The following is a 16,168-nucleotide window of genomic DNA, read 5'->3' on the forward strand; positions in this document are numbered from 1 at the left end:
CACTTGGTTGGGTACGGTGAAATGCGGTGCTGCAGGCGCCTCAGGCGGTGGCGCTGTTGGCGAAGCGGACGGGCATGAGGACATAGCGGAAGCTGAAATCCTCGAGGCTGGGCGACATGAAGACGCCCTGGCCGACCTCGTCCTTGAACTGGTAGACCACTTCCTCGCCCGGGAGCCGCTCCAGCAGCTCCGTGAGGTAGTCGATGTTGAAGGCCAGTTCGAAGGGATGTTCCTCGCCCGTGAAGGGCAGCGTCGCCTGGTTCACGCCTTCGTCGGGATGCTGGAAGACCGTGCGCAGGTTGGGGAATTCGTAGAACAGGCGCACGTTCTTGTTGTAGTCATCCTTCTTCAGGCCGACGAAGCGCAGGGTGCGCAGGAAGACTTCGCGGTCCATGATGACGCGCTTGGGCAGCTCGGCGGGCAGCACCTTCTCGTAGGCCGGGTAGTTGCCGGTAACGAGGCGGGTGCTGAACTTCAGGCCGGGCTGATCGAGGAAGAGGGTCGTGCCGTCCCAGCAGAGTTCCACCTCGCCCTCATCGCCCAGCAGGGTAGGAATAAGGTCCAGGGCGCGCTTGGGGACGATGAGCCGCACCTCGTCCTTCAGCTTCGTGTCGCAGGGCACTTCGGCCACCGCCAGACGGAAGCCGTCCGTGGAGACGACGCGGACATGGTGCTTGGACAGGTGCAGCAACACGGCAGACAGCGTGGGCTTGGTGGCGTCCTTGCTCACGGCGATCGATCCCAGCTGGATGGCGCGCTTGAAGCGCAGCACGGGGATCTTCACGACGGGCAGTTCCTTGCCAGGGGCGGGAAGTTCAGGGAAGCCCTCGCCGGGTTGGATGTTGTGCTCGGAGTTCATGCCCTTGGCGCGCAGCCAGAGACGGCCGCCCGCATCCGGACATTCGAGGCTGAGGATGCCTTCAGGGAAGACCCGCACGGTCTCGATGAACTTCTTCCCAGGCACAGCCATGGTCCATTCGCCCTGCCCTTCGCCAGGCACGGTGGCTTCAAAGGCCAGTTCCATGTCTGTCGCCTTCATCACCACTTCCTTGGGACGGACGTCCACGAGGATGTGCTGAAGGATCGGAAGGGTCACCCGGCGGTCGAGGGCATGCTTCAGCAGACCCAGAGTCCGGTCCAGACGATCCTTGGAAACCTGTAACTGAAGATTCATGAATCACCCTTGATGATGCTGAGGACCTGGGCAACCTGTGGAAAGACGTGTCAAAGCCCTATCCTACCGGAGTTTCACTGCCTGGGACAGGCTGTGGAAAGCGCCTGGATGCCTGCGGAACAAAGCCCTCGGGGCCGTCTGGCGGGGCAGGAAGCGCCCGGGTGTGGATCCAGATGGACAGGGGCCTGTGGAAAAGACCATAACAACAGGTAAATCAGTGGATGCTGTTCAGTAAAGCCTGGACCATCCTGTGGAATTCGGGATCGCGCTTCATCCGGTCCCGCACCGAGTCGATGGCGTTCATCACGGTGGAGTGGTGCATGTTGAAGGATCGTCCGATGTCAGCGAAGGGCAGTGATGAAATCTCGCGGGCGAGATACATGGCCACCTGGCGCGGAAGCAGGATGGCCTGCTGGCGGGACCGCTTCTTCATCAGGTCGACGAAGGACACATTGAAGGTCTCCGCCGTCATGCGGTAGATGCGGTCGGGATGGATGGGGGCCGTGGGCTCTTCCCCACTCTGGCCCTGGAAGGCCGCGTGAGCCACCTCCAGAGAGGGCGGCACGCCGATGAGGCTAGCCTGGAAGATGACGCGGGTGAGGAACCCTTCCAGATCGCGCACGCTGCCCTTGGCCTTGTGGGCGATGAAGGTCAGCACGTCCTCGGGGATGGGCGGGACATGGCGGAAATCCACATCCTCGAGCTTCTTCTTCAGGATCGCGATGCGCGTTTCGAAGTCGGGCGGCTGGATGTCAGCCGTGAGTCCCCACTTGAAGCGCGTGATGAGTCGTTCGTGGCATCCCTCCAGGCGTTGCGGAGGCTTGTCGGAAGTGATGACGATCTGCTTCCCGTGCTGAAGCAGGTGCTCGAGGATGTGGAAGATCTCCTCCTGCGTGCGCTCCATCTTCCCGAGGGTCTGCACGTCATCGAGCAGCAGCACGTCGTTCTGCTGGTACTTCTTGCGCATGGGCTCGGTGTTCTTCGCCCGGATGGCCACGGTCAGTTCGTTGAAGAAGTTGTCCACCTTGAGGTAGACGACCCGCAGCTTGGGATCGCGCTCCAGCAGGCCCTTGCCGATGCCGACCATGAGGTGGGTCTTGCCCAGGCCCGCGCCGCCGTAGATGAACAGCGGGTTCATGCTGAGGGGTGTGGCCGCCTTGCCGTAGCTGTCCACCACGGCCTTGGCCGCGGCGAAGGCCAGCTGGCTGCCCGGGCCCACGACGAAGCGGTCGAGGGTATAGCGGTTGAAGAGGTGTGGAAACGAGGCTGGTGGCTCGGGTGCGGGGCCGGAAGCCGTGTGTGCGGCCTTCTTGGAGGCCACCTTGGGAAGGACGGCCGGTGTGCCGTTGACGTGGAATTCGAGGCGCAGGTCCGCCAGCCCGCCCTGGGCCAGCGCATCGCTGAACTCTTCCGGCAGCTGCTGCTCGATCCAGAGCTTCGCGGCGGCGCTGGGCACCTGGATCCAGAGTACGCCGTCCTTCACCCGCAGCGGTTCGCAGGGGGCGACCCACTCTCTGAAACTGGCCTCGGGCAACTGCTTGGACAGGCCCTGGCGGATGGTGTCCCAAAGGGTTGTGGGATCGGCGGATGGCATGGGTTCACCAGCAAGGGCGGGACGGATCGCGGGGCACACGCCGTTGGCGGAGGGTGCATCGCACGCTCCGTCCACGCCAGGCTCGCGGGGGGGAACCCAATCTAGCATCCCTCGGCGGGGATGGGAGAGTGGAAATCCCCTTGAGGGCGAGCCTCCTCGCTGGTAGGCTCGAAGGTTCGTCCTCCTCCCAGGGAGGGGACCCCTGAGGTGGAATCATGAAGCGGACCTTTCAGCCCAACAACCGTCGCCGCGCCAAGACCCATGGCTTCCTGAGCCGCATGAAGACGAAGAACGGCCGCCTGGTGCTCAAGCGCCGCCGCGCCAAGGGTCGCCACGTCCTGGCGCTCTAGCCCCTTCCGTGATCTACAGAGGCCGCTTCCGCACGGTGCGGCACAAAGACCACGCCGTTCCGACCCCCTTGCCCCGGCCCTTGCTGGGGCAATCGTCGTGTTTGGATATTCGCGCCTGGCACCGGTCGGATGCTGAGGGGCCGTTGCTTCTCGTGACCTCGCCCCGGAGGACCGGCGGCGCGGTGCAGCGCAACCGGTTCCGCCGCCGCGTGAGGATGGCCTTCCTGGCTGGCGTGGAGCCCCTGCTGAACCTTCCCTGGGTGGTGTGGGTGCGGCCTGGCCGAACGGCCCCTCCGCTCGATACGATCAGTTTCCAGGTCATTGAAAGCCAGCTCCAACTGGCCCTGCAGCGCCTTCCAGCCTTGGATACCCCATGAACAACCGCAACGTCCTCCTCTTCGTCATTGGCAGCATGATCCTGCTCGGCGGCCAGTTCTGGCTGTCGTCGCGGTATGCCAAGCCCCTCCCCAAGGCTGAACTTCAGCAGGCGGGCCCCGTGACGGTGAAGCCCGCGACGCCAGCGGCTCCGGAAGCCGCGCCCGCGGCGATCTCCACGGCCCAGGTCACGAACGGCGTGAAGGCGGCGGATCCCGCGGCCACCCACACCCTGACCGCCGGGGAATTCACCCTCACCTGGCAGGTGGCCACCGGCGCCCTCAAGCAGGTGAGCTGGCATCAGGACGGCACCCTGTTCTTCCCCCAGGCCTTCGCGGGCCTCGGCGCCCTGAAGGGCGCAGGATTTGAAACCGTGCGCGATGAGCGGGGCCCGAACGGCACCGCGGTCATCTTCGAGAATGCGGCCGGAGAACGCCTCAGCTACCTCGTTCCGACCGATGGCCATGTCCTGAAGGTCGAGGCCGTCTCCCCCCGCAACGCCTCCCTGCAGCTCCTGTCGGCCCCCGCCTCCGACGAGCCCGTGAAGCAGCTGGGCCGCGTGTTCACGCTCACCGAAAAAAGTGTCGAGGCCGTGACCTGGGCCGAGACCCTGCACGATCCCTTCTTCAGCTTCCTGGGTGCCAAGCGCAAGGTCCTGCCGCCCGTGGCAGAACGCCTGGGCCTGGACGCGGGTCTGGAAAAGGATGTGAAGAGCCAGCGCAACCACTACTTCGCCGCCCTCTGGAAGCTGCCCCGCCCCGCTGGACGGGATACGTCCGGCTACGAGCTGCTGCCCCAGAACGGTCGCCTGGAAGCCTCCCTCTACCTCGGCCCCAAGCAGGCCGAGCACCTCCTCGCCTTCGAAAAGCCCTTCACCCAGGTCATCGACTACGGCTTCTTCGGCGCCGTCTCCCACCTGCTCTTCTGGATCCTGAAGAAGGTCCACGCCCTGGTGGGCAACTGGGGCTGGGCCATCGTGCTCTTCACCGTGATCATCCGCCTGGCCACCTGGCACCTGAACACGAAGCAGACCATCTCCATGCTGCGCATGAAGGACTTCGAACCGCACCAGAAGGCCATCCAGGCCAAGTACGAGAAGTTCGGCAGCGACATGACGAAGAAGGCCGAGATGCAGAAGGAGCTCATGGAGCTCTACAAGAAGAACGGCCACAACCCCATGGGCGGCTGCCTGCCCATGCTGCTCCAGATGCCCATCTTCCTGGCCCTCTGGTCCATGCTCAACAACGTCTTCGAGCTTCGCCACGCGGCCTTCTTCGGTTGGATCACCGACCTGTCGGCCAAGGATCCCTTCTACATCTTCCCGGTGCTGATGGGCGCCTCGATGTTCGCCCAGCAGGCCATGACGCCGGCCGTGGGTGACCCGGCCCAGCGCAAGATGATGATGGTCCTCATGCCCGTCATGATGACCTTCTTCTTCGCGCAGAGCCCCGCCGGTCTTACGATCTACTACTTCGTCTTCAACCTCATCGGCCTTGCCCAGACCTGGTGGATCATGCGGTCCTACCAGCCCCAGCCCATCACTGTGTAGGAGGTCGTCATGCGGAAAAGTGGCGCCACGCTGGAGTCTGTTCCCGAGCTCATCGTCCGCTGGGGCGCGCATCTGGGCCTCGGCCTGGAGGCCCGCTTCGCCCCCTCCGGGGACGAGGAGGCCTTCCCCAATCGCGTGGCCGTGGCCGGCCCCGATGCCTCCTTCCTCGCCGCCAATCGCGGCGCGGCCCTGGATGCCCTGCAGTTCCTCGTGCACGAGGCCCAGGGTGAACGGGAGGATCAGAAGCTCGCCTACCTGGACGTCAAGGGCGCCCGCCTCTTCCGCATGCAGGAAGTCATGGCCATGGGCCAGTTCGCGGCCGAAAAGGCCCGGGAGCTGGGCAGCCACACCCTCGGTGCCCTCAGCGCCCGCGAGCGCCGCTGGGTGCACCTGGTGGTGAGCCGCGAAGCGGGCCTGGGCACGGAAAGCGAAGGCACGGGCACGTTCAAGCCCGTGAAGGTGTTCCGGAAGTAGACTGGCGCGGTGCACCCGGCCTCTGATCCCATCTGCGCGCCCGCCTCGCCCCTGCTCCCCTCGGCGGTGGCCCTGGTGCGGGTGTCAGGAGCCGGCCTGGCGTCCCGCCTGGGTTCCCTCCTGAAGCTGCCCGAACCCCGGGTGGCGACCCTGCGCACCCTGCGTTGGGGCGGCTTCGCCGAGCGCGCCCTGGTGCTGTTCTTCCCGGGGCCGGCCAGCTACACGGGCGAGGACCTGGTGGAATTCCAGGTGCACGGGAATCCACTTCTGGTCCGCCGTCTCCTCGGCCACCTGGCCTGCCTGGGTGTGAGGCAGGCGGAGCCCGGCGAGTTCACCCGGCGGGCCCTGCTGAATGGCAAGCAGAATCTGCTGGAGGCGGAAGCCCTGCGGGACCTGGTGGCCGCCGAAACGGACACCCAGATCCGCCTGGCTCAGGCGCGTGCGGGGGCCCAACCCGGGTGGATCACGGAGGCGCGCCGCGCCCTCGCCCCCTGGATGGCCCGGGCCGAAGCGGCCGTGGACTACGGGGAGGAAGAAGGAATTTTGTTGAATCTCAAGGACTTGGCCGCTGAATTGGAGCCGCTTCGCGCGCGGTTCCACGTGGAACAAAGGCGTTCCCGGGCGGCCAGGCACCTGCAGGATGGAATCCGCCTGGCCCTCGTGGGCCGGCCCAATGCCGGGAAGAGCACCCTCTTCAATGCTCTGGCCGGGGAGGACCGGGCCATCGTCACCGACATTCCGGGAACCACGCGGGACGTCCTGGAGGTGCGCTGCGAATGGCGCGGCCTGCCCCTTCGCCTGTACGACACCGCCGGCCTGCGGGAGACGGAGGATCCCGTGGAGCGTTTGGGCGTCGCCCGCGTGGGGCCGATCCTCGAATCCGCCGACCTGGTACTGCACCTGGTTCCGGCCGGCGAAGAAGGCTCCAGCCTGTCCAAAACCACCCTCGCCCCCTACCAAGGCAAGGTGGTCGAGATCCGAACCTTCGCGGACCTGGCGGAGTCTTCGGGCATCGCCATCGCGGCCAACCTGGGGCACCTGGATGCTCTGGAGTCCGCTCTGAAGGAACGGTTGCTGGGCGGCCTGGCTCCGGATGCCTGTTTCGGTGCCCTGGCCACGGATCGGCAGGTGCGCCTGCTGGATGATCTGACGGAGCAGTTGGATCTGCTGCTCGGTTTGGAGCCGGGATGCCCGCCGGAACTGCCGGCGTCCATGCTCCAGGGGGCCTGGGGTCTGCTTGCCCGGCTCACGGGAGAGGACCGCGCCGAAACGGCCCTGGACGCGCTCTTCAGCGGGTTCTGTCTGGGCAAGTAGACTGGACCAAGGAGTCGCGATGAAGCCTGGCTATGAAGCGGTGATCGGCCTGGAAGTGCACGTTCAGTTGAGGACGCGCTCCAAGATGTTCTGCGCTTGTCCGAACGCCAGCGGCGAGGCCCCCAACAGCCGCACCTGCCCCGTGTGCCTCGGCCTTCCCGGGGCCCTTCCGGTCCTCAACGCGGAGGCGGTCCGCATGGCCATCACCCTGGGCCTGGCGGTCGAGGCGAGGATCCGGCCCGAGAGCGCCTTCTACCGGAAACAGTATTTCTATCCGGACTTGCCCAAGGGCTATCAGATCACCCAGGGTCCCGTGGCCCTGGTGGAGGAGGGTCACTTGGACATCCCTGGCGACGAGCGCGTGCGGGGAGGGAGAGGACCGGTCCGGGTGCGTCTGGAACGGGCCCACCTGGAGGAGGATGCCGGGAAGAGCCATCACGATCTGGATGGGAAGGCCAGCCACGTGGATCTGAACCGCGCCGGCCTGCCCCTCCTGGAAATCGTCGGGGCCCCGGACCTGCGCAGCGCCCAGGAGGCCTCGGACTACCTGAAATCCCTCCACCGGCTGGTGGTGGCCCTCGGCATCTGCGACGGGAACATGGAGGAAGGCAGCTTCCGCTGCGACGCCAACGTGAGTGTTCGGAGGCAGGGTGACGCGGACTTCGGCACGCGGGTCGAGGTGAAGAACCTCAACTCGTTCCGCTTCGTCCGCCAGGCGCTGGATTACGAGGTGGATCGGCACGTGACTCTTCTGGAGGCGGGCGGTTCCGTGGCCATGGAGACCCGGGGCTGGGACGCCGCCGCTGGCGAGACCCGGGCCCAGCGCACGAAGGAGGCGGCCATGGACTACCGGTATTTCCCGGAGCCGGACCTGCCCCTGCTGGTGGTGGACTCCTCCGAGATCGAGGCCGCCAAGGCGGCCCTGCCCGAACTGCCCGATCAGCGCATCAAGCGCTGGTGCGAAACCCACGAGCTTGGCCTGGAAGAGGCCCAGACCCTGGCCCAGAGTCCGGCCTTCGCGGCCTACTTCGAGGCCCTGGCCGAGGCGAGCGGGACGGGCCGGGGGGCGGCCGCCTGGATGCTGGGGGAGGTCAGTCGGACCCTCAACGAGCGGGGGATCGGGATCGAGGCCTTCCCGCTCGCGCCGGAAACCCTAGCGGGTCTCGTGCGCCTGGTGGAAGCGCGGACCCTTGCCTTCGGCACGGCCAAGGATCAGGTCTTCCCCGCCCTCCTGGCTGGAGCGCCGAGCGCCGAGGCCATCGTGGCCGAGCGGGGACTCGCCCAGGTGGGCGATAGGGTCGCCATCCTCGCCCTCGTGGAGGAAACCCTGGCCTCAAATCCGGGTCCCGTGGCCCAGATCCGGGCCGGCAAGGAGAGCCTCCGGGGCTTCCTGGTGGGCCAGGTGCTCAAATCGGGGGGGGGGCGGCTGGATGCCCGGATCGTGCAGGAAGTGCTGACGGAAGCCCTAGCCAAACCTTGATTTCCGCCCCATGCTGGGCCTATGACGAACGAGATCCCTTCCGCGCTCGAAGCCTATCATCCGGGCGTGGTGCATCATTGCGCGCGATGCGGCTGCTCGGTGATCGATGCGGTGGAAACGCCCGGTGAACCCTTCCGTTGCACGGATTGCCGGGGGCTGGTGCCGGCTCCCGAGGACGAGCTCACCCGGGCGGCCCTGGAGGACCGGGGACCCTTCGACATGCCCGAGGACCGCCCCACCGTCTGGCGGCTCGTGGTGGTGATCACCTTCGCCGTGGTGGCCTTGGCCATCGTGTTCTGGAAGCGATAGGCCTGCGCGCACTATCCTGGGAAGTGGAGCCTTCCGATGCCCAAACCCTGGGGACCCACCACCACCGCCATCCACGCCGGTAGGCGCTTCAATCCGACGCGGGCCGTGACGACGCCCATCTTCCAGACCTCCGTGTTCCAGTTGCTGGAAAACCGCGAGGGCGCTGAGTTCGCGGCCAGCGTCGAGCCGCCGGCCTTCTACACCCGCTGGGGCAATCCCAACCAGAGCGAAGTCGAGGCGGTGCTGGCTGAACTCGAAGGGGCGGAACGGGCCCTGGTGACGGCCTCGGGCATGGCGGCCTTTGCCCTCGTCTTCGAGGCCTTCCTGAAGACGGGGGATCACCTGGTGGCGCCATCGGCCATCTACCTGGGAACGGAACAACTGATCCGGCGCTGGGAGGCCGAACGGGACCTGAAGGTGACCTGGGTGCAGAACACGCTGGACCAGGGCGAATGGGAGGCGGCGATCCGTCCCGAGACACGTTTGATTTGGGTGGAGACCCCATCCAATCCAACGCTCGCCCTCACGGACCTCGCGGCCGTGGCGGCCTTGGGCAGAAAGCACGGCATCCGGACTGTGGCCGACAACACCTTTCCCAGCCCCATTCACACGAAGCCCCTGGACTTCGGCATCGACCTGAGCGTGGCCTCGGCCACCAAGTACCTGGCGGGCCATTCGGATGTGGTGGCAGGGGTTCTCGCGGGCCGCGAAGCGGATGTGGTGGCCTGCTGGCACCTCAGCAAGATCTGGGGGCCGACCCTGGATCCCATGGCCGCCTGGCTGCTGCACCGGGGGCTGAAGACCCTCGCCCTCCGGGTGAGGCGCTCCTCCGACAACGCCCAGGCCCTCGCCCAGTGGCTGCTGTGGCAGCCCCATGTGGCGCGGGTGGACTATCCGGGCCTGCCCACCCACCCCGGCCACGTGGTGGCGGCGCGGCAAATGGACAAGGGGTTCGGCGGCATGGTCTGCTTCGAACTGGCCGCGGGTCTTCTGGCGGGCCAGCGCTTCTGCGAGGCCCTGGAGGTCATCACGCGCGGTGTGAGCTTAGGGGGTGTGGAGAGCCTCATCCAGCATCCGGCGAGCATGAGCCATCTGAAGACGGCCCCCGAGGTGAAGGCCCGCCTGGGCATCACCGATGGGCTGCTGCGCTTTTCGGTGGGCATCGAAGATCAGCCCGACCTCATCGCCGACCTTGAAAAGGGCTTCCAGGCTGCGGCGGGGGCGCGATGAGGCTGCACATCAACGGCGATGTCCGCGAGACGCCGGCCCTGGGCACCCTGGCCGATCTGGCCGCCTGGCTGGAACTGCCCGACTTCGGGAGTGCCATCGAATTGAACGGCGAGGTCATCCGTCGGGCCGATCACCCGGCCACGGCCCTGAGCGAAGGCGACCGGCTGGAGGTGGTCCGGCTGGTGGGCGGCGGCTGATCGCGGCTAACGCCAGACTTCCCATTGTCCCGTGGACCAGCGGGCCGAGGCCGATCGGGTCCAGGTGGGGGGAAGCTCAAGGGGCAGCACGGGGCCGCCGGCCGGCGAGTCGCTTTGGAAGCGGTGGAATTCATCCACCAGGCCCTGGCTGAGGAATCCGCGCGCCAGCGTACCCCCGCCTTCCACGAGGACCCGCCCCACCCCGAGGGCGACGAGCTCGTGCAGGAGGTGGCGCAGACTGCAGCCCCGCCCATCCGGGGGAAGGTGCAGGTCCTCGACGCCCCGCAGCGGCGTGGGATCACCGGTCACCGCGCGGTAGGCCGGCTGGCCGGCAACGGGGGCCCAGACGCGGGCGGTGAGGGGAATACGGCCGTCCTCATCCATCACCACGCGGGCGAAGGTCCGGTGGGGGGCCGTGGGGGCGGGCCAGCGATCGGTCAACTGGGGGTCGTCCACCTCGATGGTGTGGCGCCCGACCACGATGGCTTCGGAGGCCCGCCGGAGGGCGTGGGCCAGGCGCTGGACGTCAGGCGGGGTGACCTGGGTGGTCTGTCCCGCGGGGCCAAGGGACCCGTCCGAACCCAGGGCCAGCTTGAGGGTGACCCAGGGCAACCCGGTGCGGATGAACTTGAAGAAGGGGGCGTGGAAGCGGCCGCAGGCTTCGCCGAGCACCCCCTCCTGGACGGAGACACCCTGGGCACGCAGGATCGCCAGACCCCCCCCGTCGACCCTGGGATTGGGATCCCGGACGCCCACCACGACGCGGGTTACGCCCGCCTGCAGAAGGGCCAGGGTGCAGGGCCCGGTACGGCCCTGATGACAGCAGGGTTCCAGGGTGACGTAGGCCGTGGCACCCACGGGATCCTCGCCACGGGATTCGGCGTCGCGAAGGGCCATGATCTCGCCGTGGGGATCCCCGGCGCGGGTATGAACCCCCCTGCCCAGGATCCGGTCCTCCTTCACCAACACGCATCCCACGGGAGGGTTGGGGCTGGAGAGGCCGACGCCCTTGAGACCCTCCTGGAGGGCCAGGGCCATGAAATGGGCGTCGCCCTGTAGGTCGGCGGGGTTCGGCCAGGGGCCGCCCGTGGCCAGGGCCCATGCGCTGTCAGGCGTGAGGATCGGGTCAGGCATTGAGGAGACCGTCTACGAAGGCTTCGGCATCGAAGGGGATCAGGTCGTCCACCCCTTCCCCCACCCCCACGAAGGCGATGGGGAGCTTGAGGCGGTCGAGGATGGGCACCACCACGCCCCCCTTGGCGCTGCCATCCAGTTTCGTGAGCACCAGGTCCGTGACGCCCGCCACCTGGGCGAAGGCTTCGGCCTGCACCAGCCCGTTCTGGCCCGTCGTGGCATCCAGCACCAGCAGCACGCGGTGGGGGGCTTCGGGGATCACCTTCTGGAGGCTGCGCCGGATCTTGTCGAGCTCCTTCATCAGGTGGTCCTTGGTGTGCAGGCGGCCCGCGGTATCGATGAGCACCCAGGGCGTGCCCTTGGCCTTGGCGCTGGTGGCGCCGTCGAAGGCGATGGCCGCCGGATCCCCGCCCATCTGGTTGCGGATCACGGGCACGCCGGCCCGCTCCCCCCATCGTTCCAGCTGGTCGATGGCGGCGGCACGGAAGGTATCACCGGCGACCACCAGCACACCCTCGCCGCGGGCCTTGAGGTGGGCCGCCAGCTTGCCGAGGGTCGTCGTCTTGCCGACGCCGTTGACGCCCACCAGCAACACGATCTGGGTGCCCGATTCGGCGAAGGGCCGGGCCGGTCGCTGGCGGAGCAGCTTCAGCAATTCATCCTTCAGCACGGCCTTGGGATCGATTTCGGTTTGGCTTTTCAGTTCAGCGCGGAGCCGGGTCATGAGTTGGTCCACGGCCTTCACCCCGAGGTCGGCCTGGAGGAGCAGGTCTTCCAGCTCTTCCAACTGGGCTTCGTCCAGCCGCCTCAGCCCGAGCAGGCGCCCCATGGGCGCCAGCACCAATTCCTGGGTGCGCTTCAGGCCTTTTTTGAACTGGTTGAACAGGCCGTCAAGCAGACCCACGGGCACCTCGCGAAGGTCCAGTTTACCCAGGCGGAGGCTTCTTCCCGGCGGCCTTCTTTTCATGGGCCCAGAGATGTTCCACGTGGAACTACCGGTGGGTCATGCCCCAGGAGGGGGGCGCCATCGGAGGGATCAGGACCGGCGTGACGGCCCCGGTGGCATCCCAGGCTCTCACCCCCCAGGGCCGGTCATCCCAGCCTCCCCGGGTGGCGGCAAGGGCGCCCAGGATGAGGGCGGCTTCCAGGGCAGGATGGGTGAAGTGGCGATCGAGTCCGGGTCCCACGGCCGGGATCCTGAGGAGCTTCCGTTGGGCCGGCCAGGGCGGCCGGACGGGTTCCTGGATCCGTCCCAGGTCGCGGATCTCGCAGGTCAGCGCCCTCGGAAGGGCGAAGGCGGGCGGCGGCAGGGCCGGCCCGAAGGCCAGGGGCGGGAGCTGGATTAGGAATGCGAAAGCCTCAATCCACATGAGGATCTCCCGGTTGGGAATGTAACCCTCTGGAATGCGTGGAACAAGGTTCGGGTTGTTTTTAAGGCACTCGGAATCACTGCGAACTTGACAGGTGCCGGGGATTCAACGCTTGCGGCGGGCCTTGGGGCTGGGCTTCGCGGCTTCGGGTCGCTTCCAGCCCACCAGGGCCTGCTCGAAGACCTCCTCCACGTGCTTCACGGGGTGGAAGCGCAGCTGCTTGCGGAGTTCGGGGTCGATCTCCTCGAGGTCCTTCTGGTTGGCGAAGGGAATGAGGATGTCCTTGACGCCCACACGCAGGGCGGCAAGCGATTTCTCCTTGAGGCCGCCGATGGCCAGGGCCTCGCCCCGGAGGTCGATCTCGCCGGTCATGGCCACGGTGTTCTTCACGGGAACGCCCTTCAGCACCGACAGCAGCACGGTGGCGATGGCCAGACCGGCGCTGGGGCCGTCCTTGGGGATGGCGCCCTCGGGGAAGTGGACGTGGATGTCCTGCTTCTGGAACACCTCGGGATCGATCTGGAAGGCTTCGCCGCGGCTGCGGATGTAGCTCAGCGCGGCCTGGGCACTTTCCTTCATGACATCGCCCAGCTGGCCCGTGAGGGTGAGCAGGCCCTTGCCGGGCATCCTCAGGGCCTCGACGAAGAGCACGTCGCCACCCACGGAGGTCCAGGCCAGGCCCGTCACCACGCCCACGCGGGGCGCCTTCAGTCGCTCGTCCTGCAGCAGCTTCACGGGGCCGAGCAGCTCGTGGATGCTTCCGTCGTCCAGGGTGAGCTTCTTCTTGAGGCTGTTTTCCGCGACGCGGCGGGCCACCTTGCGGCAGACGGCGCCGATCTCGCGTTCGAGCTGGCGCAGGCCGGCCTCTCGCGTGTAGCCCGTGATGATGGCCTTGAGGGCCTTCTTCGGGATGGACAACTGCTTGCGGGTGATGCCGTGCTTCTCCAGCTGCTTAGGGACCAGGTGCTGCTCAGCGATGCCGAGCTTCTCCTCCAGCGTGTAGCTGCTGAGGTAGATGATCTCCATGCGGTCCTTGAAGGCCGGGTGGATGGGCTCCAGCTCGTTGGCGTTGGCAAGGAAGAGCACCTGGCTCAGATCCAGGGGCACGTTCAGGTAGTGGTCGCGGAAGGTGTGGTTCTGCTCAGGGTCGAGCACTTCCAGCAGGGCGGCGCTCGGGTCCCCGCGCATGTCGCGGCCGATCTTGTCCACCTCGTCGAGCATGATGACGGGGTTCATGCTCTTGACCTGATGCAGGGCCTGCACGATGCGTCCGGGCATGGCGCCCACGTAGGTGCGGCGGTGGCCGCGGATCTCGCTTTCGTCGTGCACGCCGCCCAATGAAATGCGCGAATATTTGCGGCCCAGGGCCCGGGCGATGGATTTGCCCAGCGAGGTCTTGCCGACGCCCGGAGGGCCCACGAAGCAGAGGATGGTGCCCCGGAGATCGGGCTTCAGCTTGCGCACGGCGAGGAATTCCAGCAGCCGGTCCTTGATCTTGGCGAGGCCGAAGTGGTCCTCGTCGAGCACGCGCTTGGCCTGCTTCAGGTCCAGGTTGTCTTCGGTCGCCTGGCCCCAGGGCAGCTCGGTCATCCACTCCAGGTAGGTCCGCGTCACGGCGGTCTCGCTGGAATCGGGATGCATGCGCTCGAGCTTCTTCAGGTTGCGCTCGATCTCGACGAGGGGTTCCTCGGGCACCTTCATCTTCGCGAGCTTGTCGCGGAAGGCGGCCACCTCCTCGCCGAGTTCCGACCCTTCGCCGAGCTCCTGCTGGATGGCTTTGAGCTGCTGACGGAGGTAGTACTCCCGCTGGCTCTTGTCCATCTCACCGCGGGCTTCCATGGTGATCTTCTGCTGCACTTCCAGCAGCTGGATTTCCCGCTGCAGCAGTTCGTTCACGCGCTTGAGGCGCAGGCCCGGGTGGGCGATCTCCAGCACTTCCTGGGTCTGCTGCAGCTTGAGGTCCAGGTTCGAGGCCACCAGGTCCGCCAGGCGGCCGGGGTTGTCGAGGTTGCCCGCGATGACGAGCACCTCCTGGGGCAGCGTCTTGCCCAGGGCCACGGCCTTTTCGAGGGTCTGCTTCACGCTGCGCAGCAGGGCGTCCTGTTCGAGGTCCGGCGACTTCATCTCGGGCTCGCCCAGGGGCTCGACCCGCGCCTTGAAGAGGTTCTCGGTCTCGGTGAAGTATTCCACGCGCACGCGCTGGAGGCCCTGCACGAGGGCGCGGATGCGGCCGTCCGGCAGCTTCAGAACGCGCATGATGAGCGCCGCCGTGCCCACCTGGTAGAGGTCCTCGGGCCGCGGATTGTCCATCTCCGTCTGCTTCTGGGAGAGCAGCAGGATCATGCGGTTCTCCACCAGGGCCGTGTCCACGGCGCGGATGGATTTCTCGCGGCTGATGCTGAGGGGCAGGATCACATAGGGGTAGACCACCACGTCGCGAAGCGGAAGCACGGGCAGTTCTTCCGGCAGCTTGGGGATCTCGTCGGATGGGGGGGGCAGGAGAACATCGTCAGCCACGGAAAACCTCGGTATTTCAGAATACCCCTACTTCTTGCGCGTCCTCAGGATCGGGGCGTCCGCTTCTCCGGGGAAAAGCGCCTGGGGCACGGGTTTCGCCGGCTCGATGGGCGGGGTGGAGGGCGGAAAGGGTGGAACGGAATGGCGGCCCGCGGCGGCCTCTTTGTGCATGAGGCCTTCGAGGGCCTTCACGAAATCGGGCAGGTCCTTGAAATCGCGGTACACGCTGGCGAAGCGCACATAGGCGACCTGATCGAGGCCCTTGAGTTCGTCCATGATCAGTTCGCCCAGTTCGCGGCTGCGGATCTCCCGGTCAGGGCGCTCCATGAGGCGGGCCTGGAGGTCGCCTACCAGTTCTTCGATGCGGGCCAGTGAGACGGGCCGCTTCTGGCAGGCCAGCAGCAGGCCCTTCATGAGCTTCTGCCGATCGAAGGGTTCGCGGCGTCCGTCCTTCTTGAGGATCACCAGGGGCACCTCCTCCACCCGCTCGTAGCTGGTGAAGCGGCGGGCGCAGGACAGGCATTCGCGGCGGCGACGGATGGAGTCGCCTTCGCGGGATTCACGGGAATCCACGACCTTGTCCTCGAGGTGTCCGCAGAAGGGACAGCGCATGAATCTCCCGGTGTCTAGACTTCCACCACGCGGGGCGCCATGACGGCCTTGCTGGTGATGGAGTTGGCCACGAAGCAGTACTTGTGAGCCTTTTCGAACAGCTCGACCACCTTGGCCATGCTGGTGCCGCGGGTGACGCGGATGACGGGGCGCAGGTGGATCTCGGTCACGCGGGTGACCTTGTCGATCGTGTCCAGCACGGCTTCGGCGTGATCCTCGTAGCCCACGACTTCCACCTTGGCCTTCGAGCAGAGGGCGAGGAAGGTGAGCATGTGGCAGGTGGAGAGCGCCGAACCCAGCAGATCCTCGGGGTTCCAGCGGGTGGGGTCGCCCGCGTATTCCGGCGCGCTGCTCACGGACAGCGGATGCTTGCCGTCGGTGGTGACGGTGGCGTTGCGGGTGTAGCTGCCTTCCAGGGTGTTGCCGGTCCAGTTCAGCTGAAGGGGGTAGTGGTGGGCCATGGGATCTCCTTGTCGTTGCCTTGGACAG

General features: G+C 66.7%; 17 protein-coding genes. 9 read left to right on the plus strand and 8 right to left on the minus strand.

Translation table 11 applies throughout. The annotated features are described in order from the left end of the window. Window positions 1–40: 40 nt before the first annotated feature. Together dnaN and dnaA are read right to left on the minus strand one after the other, a co-directional pair. Window positions 41–1,174, minus strand: coding sequence for a DNA polymerase III subunit beta (gene dnaN, locus QSJ34_RS08920; RefSeq protein ID WP_285574094.1), 1,134 nt, complete (start codon window positions 1,172–1,174; stop codon window positions 41–43). 214 nt (window positions 1,175–1,388) lie between these two features. Continuing rightward, the gene (dnaA, locus tag QSJ34_RS08925; RefSeq protein WP_285574096.1) at window positions 1,389–2,768 is read right to left on the minus strand and encodes a chromosomal replication initiator protein DnaA; all 1,380 of its coding nucleotides are present in this window, start codon (window positions 2,766–2,768) and stop codon (window positions 1,389–1,391) included. Between the two features lie 215 nt (window positions 2,769–2,983). Between dnaA and rpmH the strand changes: the two genes are divergently transcribed. Genes rpmH through thiS form a run of 9 tightly spaced genes read left to right on the plus strand, consistent with a single transcriptional unit; the run spans window position 2,984 to window position 10,046 of the window. Further along, window positions 2,984–3,118: a 50S ribosomal protein L34 gene (gene rpmH, locus QSJ34_RS08930; protein ID WP_005035876.1), complete on the plus strand. Its 135-nt coding sequence runs from the start codon at window positions 2,984–2,986 to the stop codon at window positions 3,116–3,118. 35 nt (window positions 3,119–3,153) lie between these two features. Then, entirely contained in the window at window positions 3,154–3,495 is a 342-nt protein-coding gene (locus QSJ34_RS08935; RefSeq protein ID WP_285575174.1) for a ribonuclease P protein component, read from the plus strand. Further along, window positions 3,492–5,042 carry a membrane protein insertase YidC gene (gene yidC / locus QSJ34_RS08940; protein ID WP_285574099.1) on the plus strand — a complete coding sequence of 517 codons (1,551 nt, stop codon included), beginning with the start codon at window positions 3,492–3,494 and terminating at the stop codon, window positions 5,040–5,042. Before QSJ34_RS08935 ends, yidC begins: the two co-directional genes overlap by 4 nt. A gap of 9 nt (window positions 5,043–5,051) precedes the next feature. Further along, window positions 5,052–5,516 carry a R3H domain-containing nucleic acid-binding protein gene (locus QSJ34_RS08945; protein ID WP_285574102.1) on the plus strand — a complete coding sequence of 155 codons (465 nt, stop codon included), beginning with the start codon at window positions 5,052–5,054 and terminating at the stop codon, window positions 5,514–5,516. Between the two features lie 9 nt (window positions 5,517–5,525). Continuing rightward, entirely contained in the window at window positions 5,526–6,830 is a 1,305-nt protein-coding gene (locus QSJ34_RS08950; RefSeq protein WP_285574105.1) for a tRNA modification GTPase, read from the plus strand. Between the two features lie 19 nt (window positions 6,831–6,849). After that, complete coding sequence (gatB, locus tag QSJ34_RS08955) at window positions 6,850–8,310, plus strand: Asp-tRNA(Asn)/Glu-tRNA(Gln) amidotransferase subunit GatB (RefSeq protein WP_285574108.1); 1,461 nt, start codon at window positions 6,850–6,852, stop codon at window positions 8,308–8,310. A 21-nt stretch (window positions 8,311–8,331) separates the two neighbouring features. Next, window positions 8,332–8,619 (plus strand): hypothetical protein, encoded by a 288-nt coding sequence (locus QSJ34_RS08960; RefSeq protein ID WP_285574111.1) that lies wholly within the window; start codon window positions 8,332–8,334, stop codon window positions 8,617–8,619. A 36-nt stretch (window positions 8,620–8,655) separates the two neighbouring features. Further along, the gene (locus tag QSJ34_RS08965) at window positions 8,656–9,849 is read left to right on the plus strand and encodes a trans-sulfuration enzyme family protein (protein WP_285574116.1); all 1,194 of its coding nucleotides are present in this window, start codon (window positions 8,656–8,658) and stop codon (window positions 9,847–9,849) included. Beyond that, window positions 9,846–10,046 carry a sulfur carrier protein ThiS gene (gene thiS / locus QSJ34_RS08970; RefSeq protein WP_285574119.1) on the plus strand — a complete coding sequence of 67 codons (201 nt, stop codon included), beginning with the start codon at window positions 9,846–9,848 and terminating at the stop codon, window positions 10,044–10,046. The genes QSJ34_RS08965 and thiS overlap by 4 nt, the downstream gene beginning before the upstream one ends. A gap of 6 nt (window positions 10,047–10,052) precedes the next feature. Here thiS and ribD read toward each other — a convergent pair whose 3' ends face one another. From ribD to QSJ34_RS09000, 6 genes are all read right to left on the minus strand, one after another. Further along, a complete protein-coding gene (gene ribD, locus QSJ34_RS08975; protein WP_285574123.1) occupies window positions 10,053–11,180 on the minus strand; it encodes a bifunctional diaminohydroxyphosphoribosylaminopyrimidine deaminase/5-amino-6-(5-phosphoribosylamino)uracil reductase RibD in 1,128 nt (375 codons plus the stop codon). Then, complete coding sequence (gene ftsY / locus QSJ34_RS08980) at window positions 11,173–12,147, minus strand: signal recognition particle-docking protein FtsY (RefSeq protein ID WP_285574125.1); 975 nt, start codon at window positions 12,145–12,147, stop codon at window positions 11,173–11,175. The genes ribD and ftsY overlap by 8 nt, the downstream gene beginning before the upstream one ends. 25 nt (window positions 12,148–12,172) lie before the next feature. Continuing rightward, window positions 12,173–12,550, minus strand: a complete 378-nt coding sequence (locus QSJ34_RS08985) for a hypothetical protein (protein WP_285574127.1) — start codon at window positions 12,548–12,550, stop codon at window positions 12,173–12,175. A gap of 105 nt (window positions 12,551–12,655) precedes the next feature. Further along, the gene (gene lon, locus QSJ34_RS08990) at window positions 12,656–15,067 is read right to left on the minus strand and encodes an endopeptidase La (RefSeq protein WP_285574134.1); all 2,412 of its coding nucleotides are present in this window, start codon (window positions 15,065–15,067) and stop codon (window positions 12,656–12,658) included. A 27-nt stretch (window positions 15,068–15,094) separates the two neighbouring features. Further along, the gene (nrdR, locus tag QSJ34_RS08995) at window positions 15,095–15,679 is read right to left on the minus strand and encodes a transcriptional regulator NrdR (RefSeq protein ID WP_285574136.1); all 585 of its coding nucleotides are present in this window, start codon (window positions 15,677–15,679) and stop codon (window positions 15,095–15,097) included. Window positions 15,680–15,693: 14 nt separating this feature from the next. Further along, the gene (locus QSJ34_RS09000) at window positions 15,694–16,140 is read right to left on the minus strand and encodes an OsmC family protein (protein ID WP_285574138.1); all 447 of its coding nucleotides are present in this window, start codon (window positions 16,138–16,140) and stop codon (window positions 15,694–15,696) included. Between the last annotated feature and the right edge of the window lie 28 nt (window positions 16,141–16,168).

Origin of the sequence: Geothrix limicola (assembly GCF_030268085.1) — a bacterium.
GTDB lineage: Bacteria > Acidobacteriota > Holophagae > Holophagales > Holophagaceae > Geothrix > Geothrix limicola.

Excerpts from the sequence above, each read along its gene's own strand:
- QSJ34_RS08965 (WP_285574116.1), top strand. The coding sequence starts at position 8,656 with ATGCCCAAACCCTGGGGACCCACCACCACCGCCATCCACGCCGGTAGG.
- QSJ34_RS08985 (WP_285574127.1), bottom strand. The coding sequence starts at position 12,550 with ATGTGGATTGAGGCTTTCGCATTCCTAATCCAGCTCCCGCCCCTGGCC.
- QSJ34_RS09000 (WP_285574138.1), bottom strand. The coding sequence starts at position 16,140 with ATGGCCCACCACTACCCCCTTCAGCTGAACTGGACCGGCAACACCCTG.
- thiS (WP_285574119.1), top strand. The coding sequence starts at position 9,846 with ATGAGGCTGCACATCAACGGCGATGTCCGCGAGACGCCGGCCCTGGGC.
- yidC (WP_285574099.1), top strand. The coding sequence starts at position 3,492 with ATGAACAACCGCAACGTCCTCCTCTTCGTCATTGGCAGCATGATCCTG.
- QSJ34_RS08945 (WP_285574102.1), top strand. The coding sequence starts at position 5,052 with ATGCGGAAAAGTGGCGCCACGCTGGAGTCTGTTCCCGAGCTCATCGTC.
- gatB (WP_285574108.1), top strand. The coding sequence starts at position 6,850 with ATGAAGCCTGGCTATGAAGCGGTGATCGGCCTGGAAGTGCACGTTCAG.
- ftsY (WP_285574125.1), bottom strand. The coding sequence starts at position 12,147 with ATGAAAAGAAGGCCGCCGGGAAGAAGCCTCCGCCTGGGTAAACTGGAC.
- QSJ34_RS08960 (WP_285574111.1), top strand. The coding sequence starts at position 8,332 with ATGACGAACGAGATCCCTTCCGCGCTCGAAGCCTATCATCCGGGCGTG.
- dnaA (WP_285574096.1), bottom strand. The coding sequence starts at position 2,768 with ATGCCATCCGCCGATCCCACAACCCTTTGGGACACCATCCGCCAGGGC.
- rpmH (WP_005035876.1), top strand. The coding sequence starts at position 2,984 with ATGAAGCGGACCTTTCAGCCCAACAACCGTCGCCGCGCCAAGACCCAT.
- dnaN (WP_285574094.1), bottom strand. The coding sequence starts at position 1,174 with ATGAATCTTCAGTTACAGGTTTCCAAGGATCGTCTGGACCGGACTCTG.
- ribD (WP_285574123.1), bottom strand. The coding sequence starts at position 11,180 with ATGCCTGACCCGATCCTCACGCCTGACAGCGCATGGGCCCTGGCCACG.
- nrdR (WP_285574136.1), bottom strand. The coding sequence starts at position 15,679 with ATGCGCTGTCCCTTCTGCGGACACCTCGAGGACAAGGTCGTGGATTCC.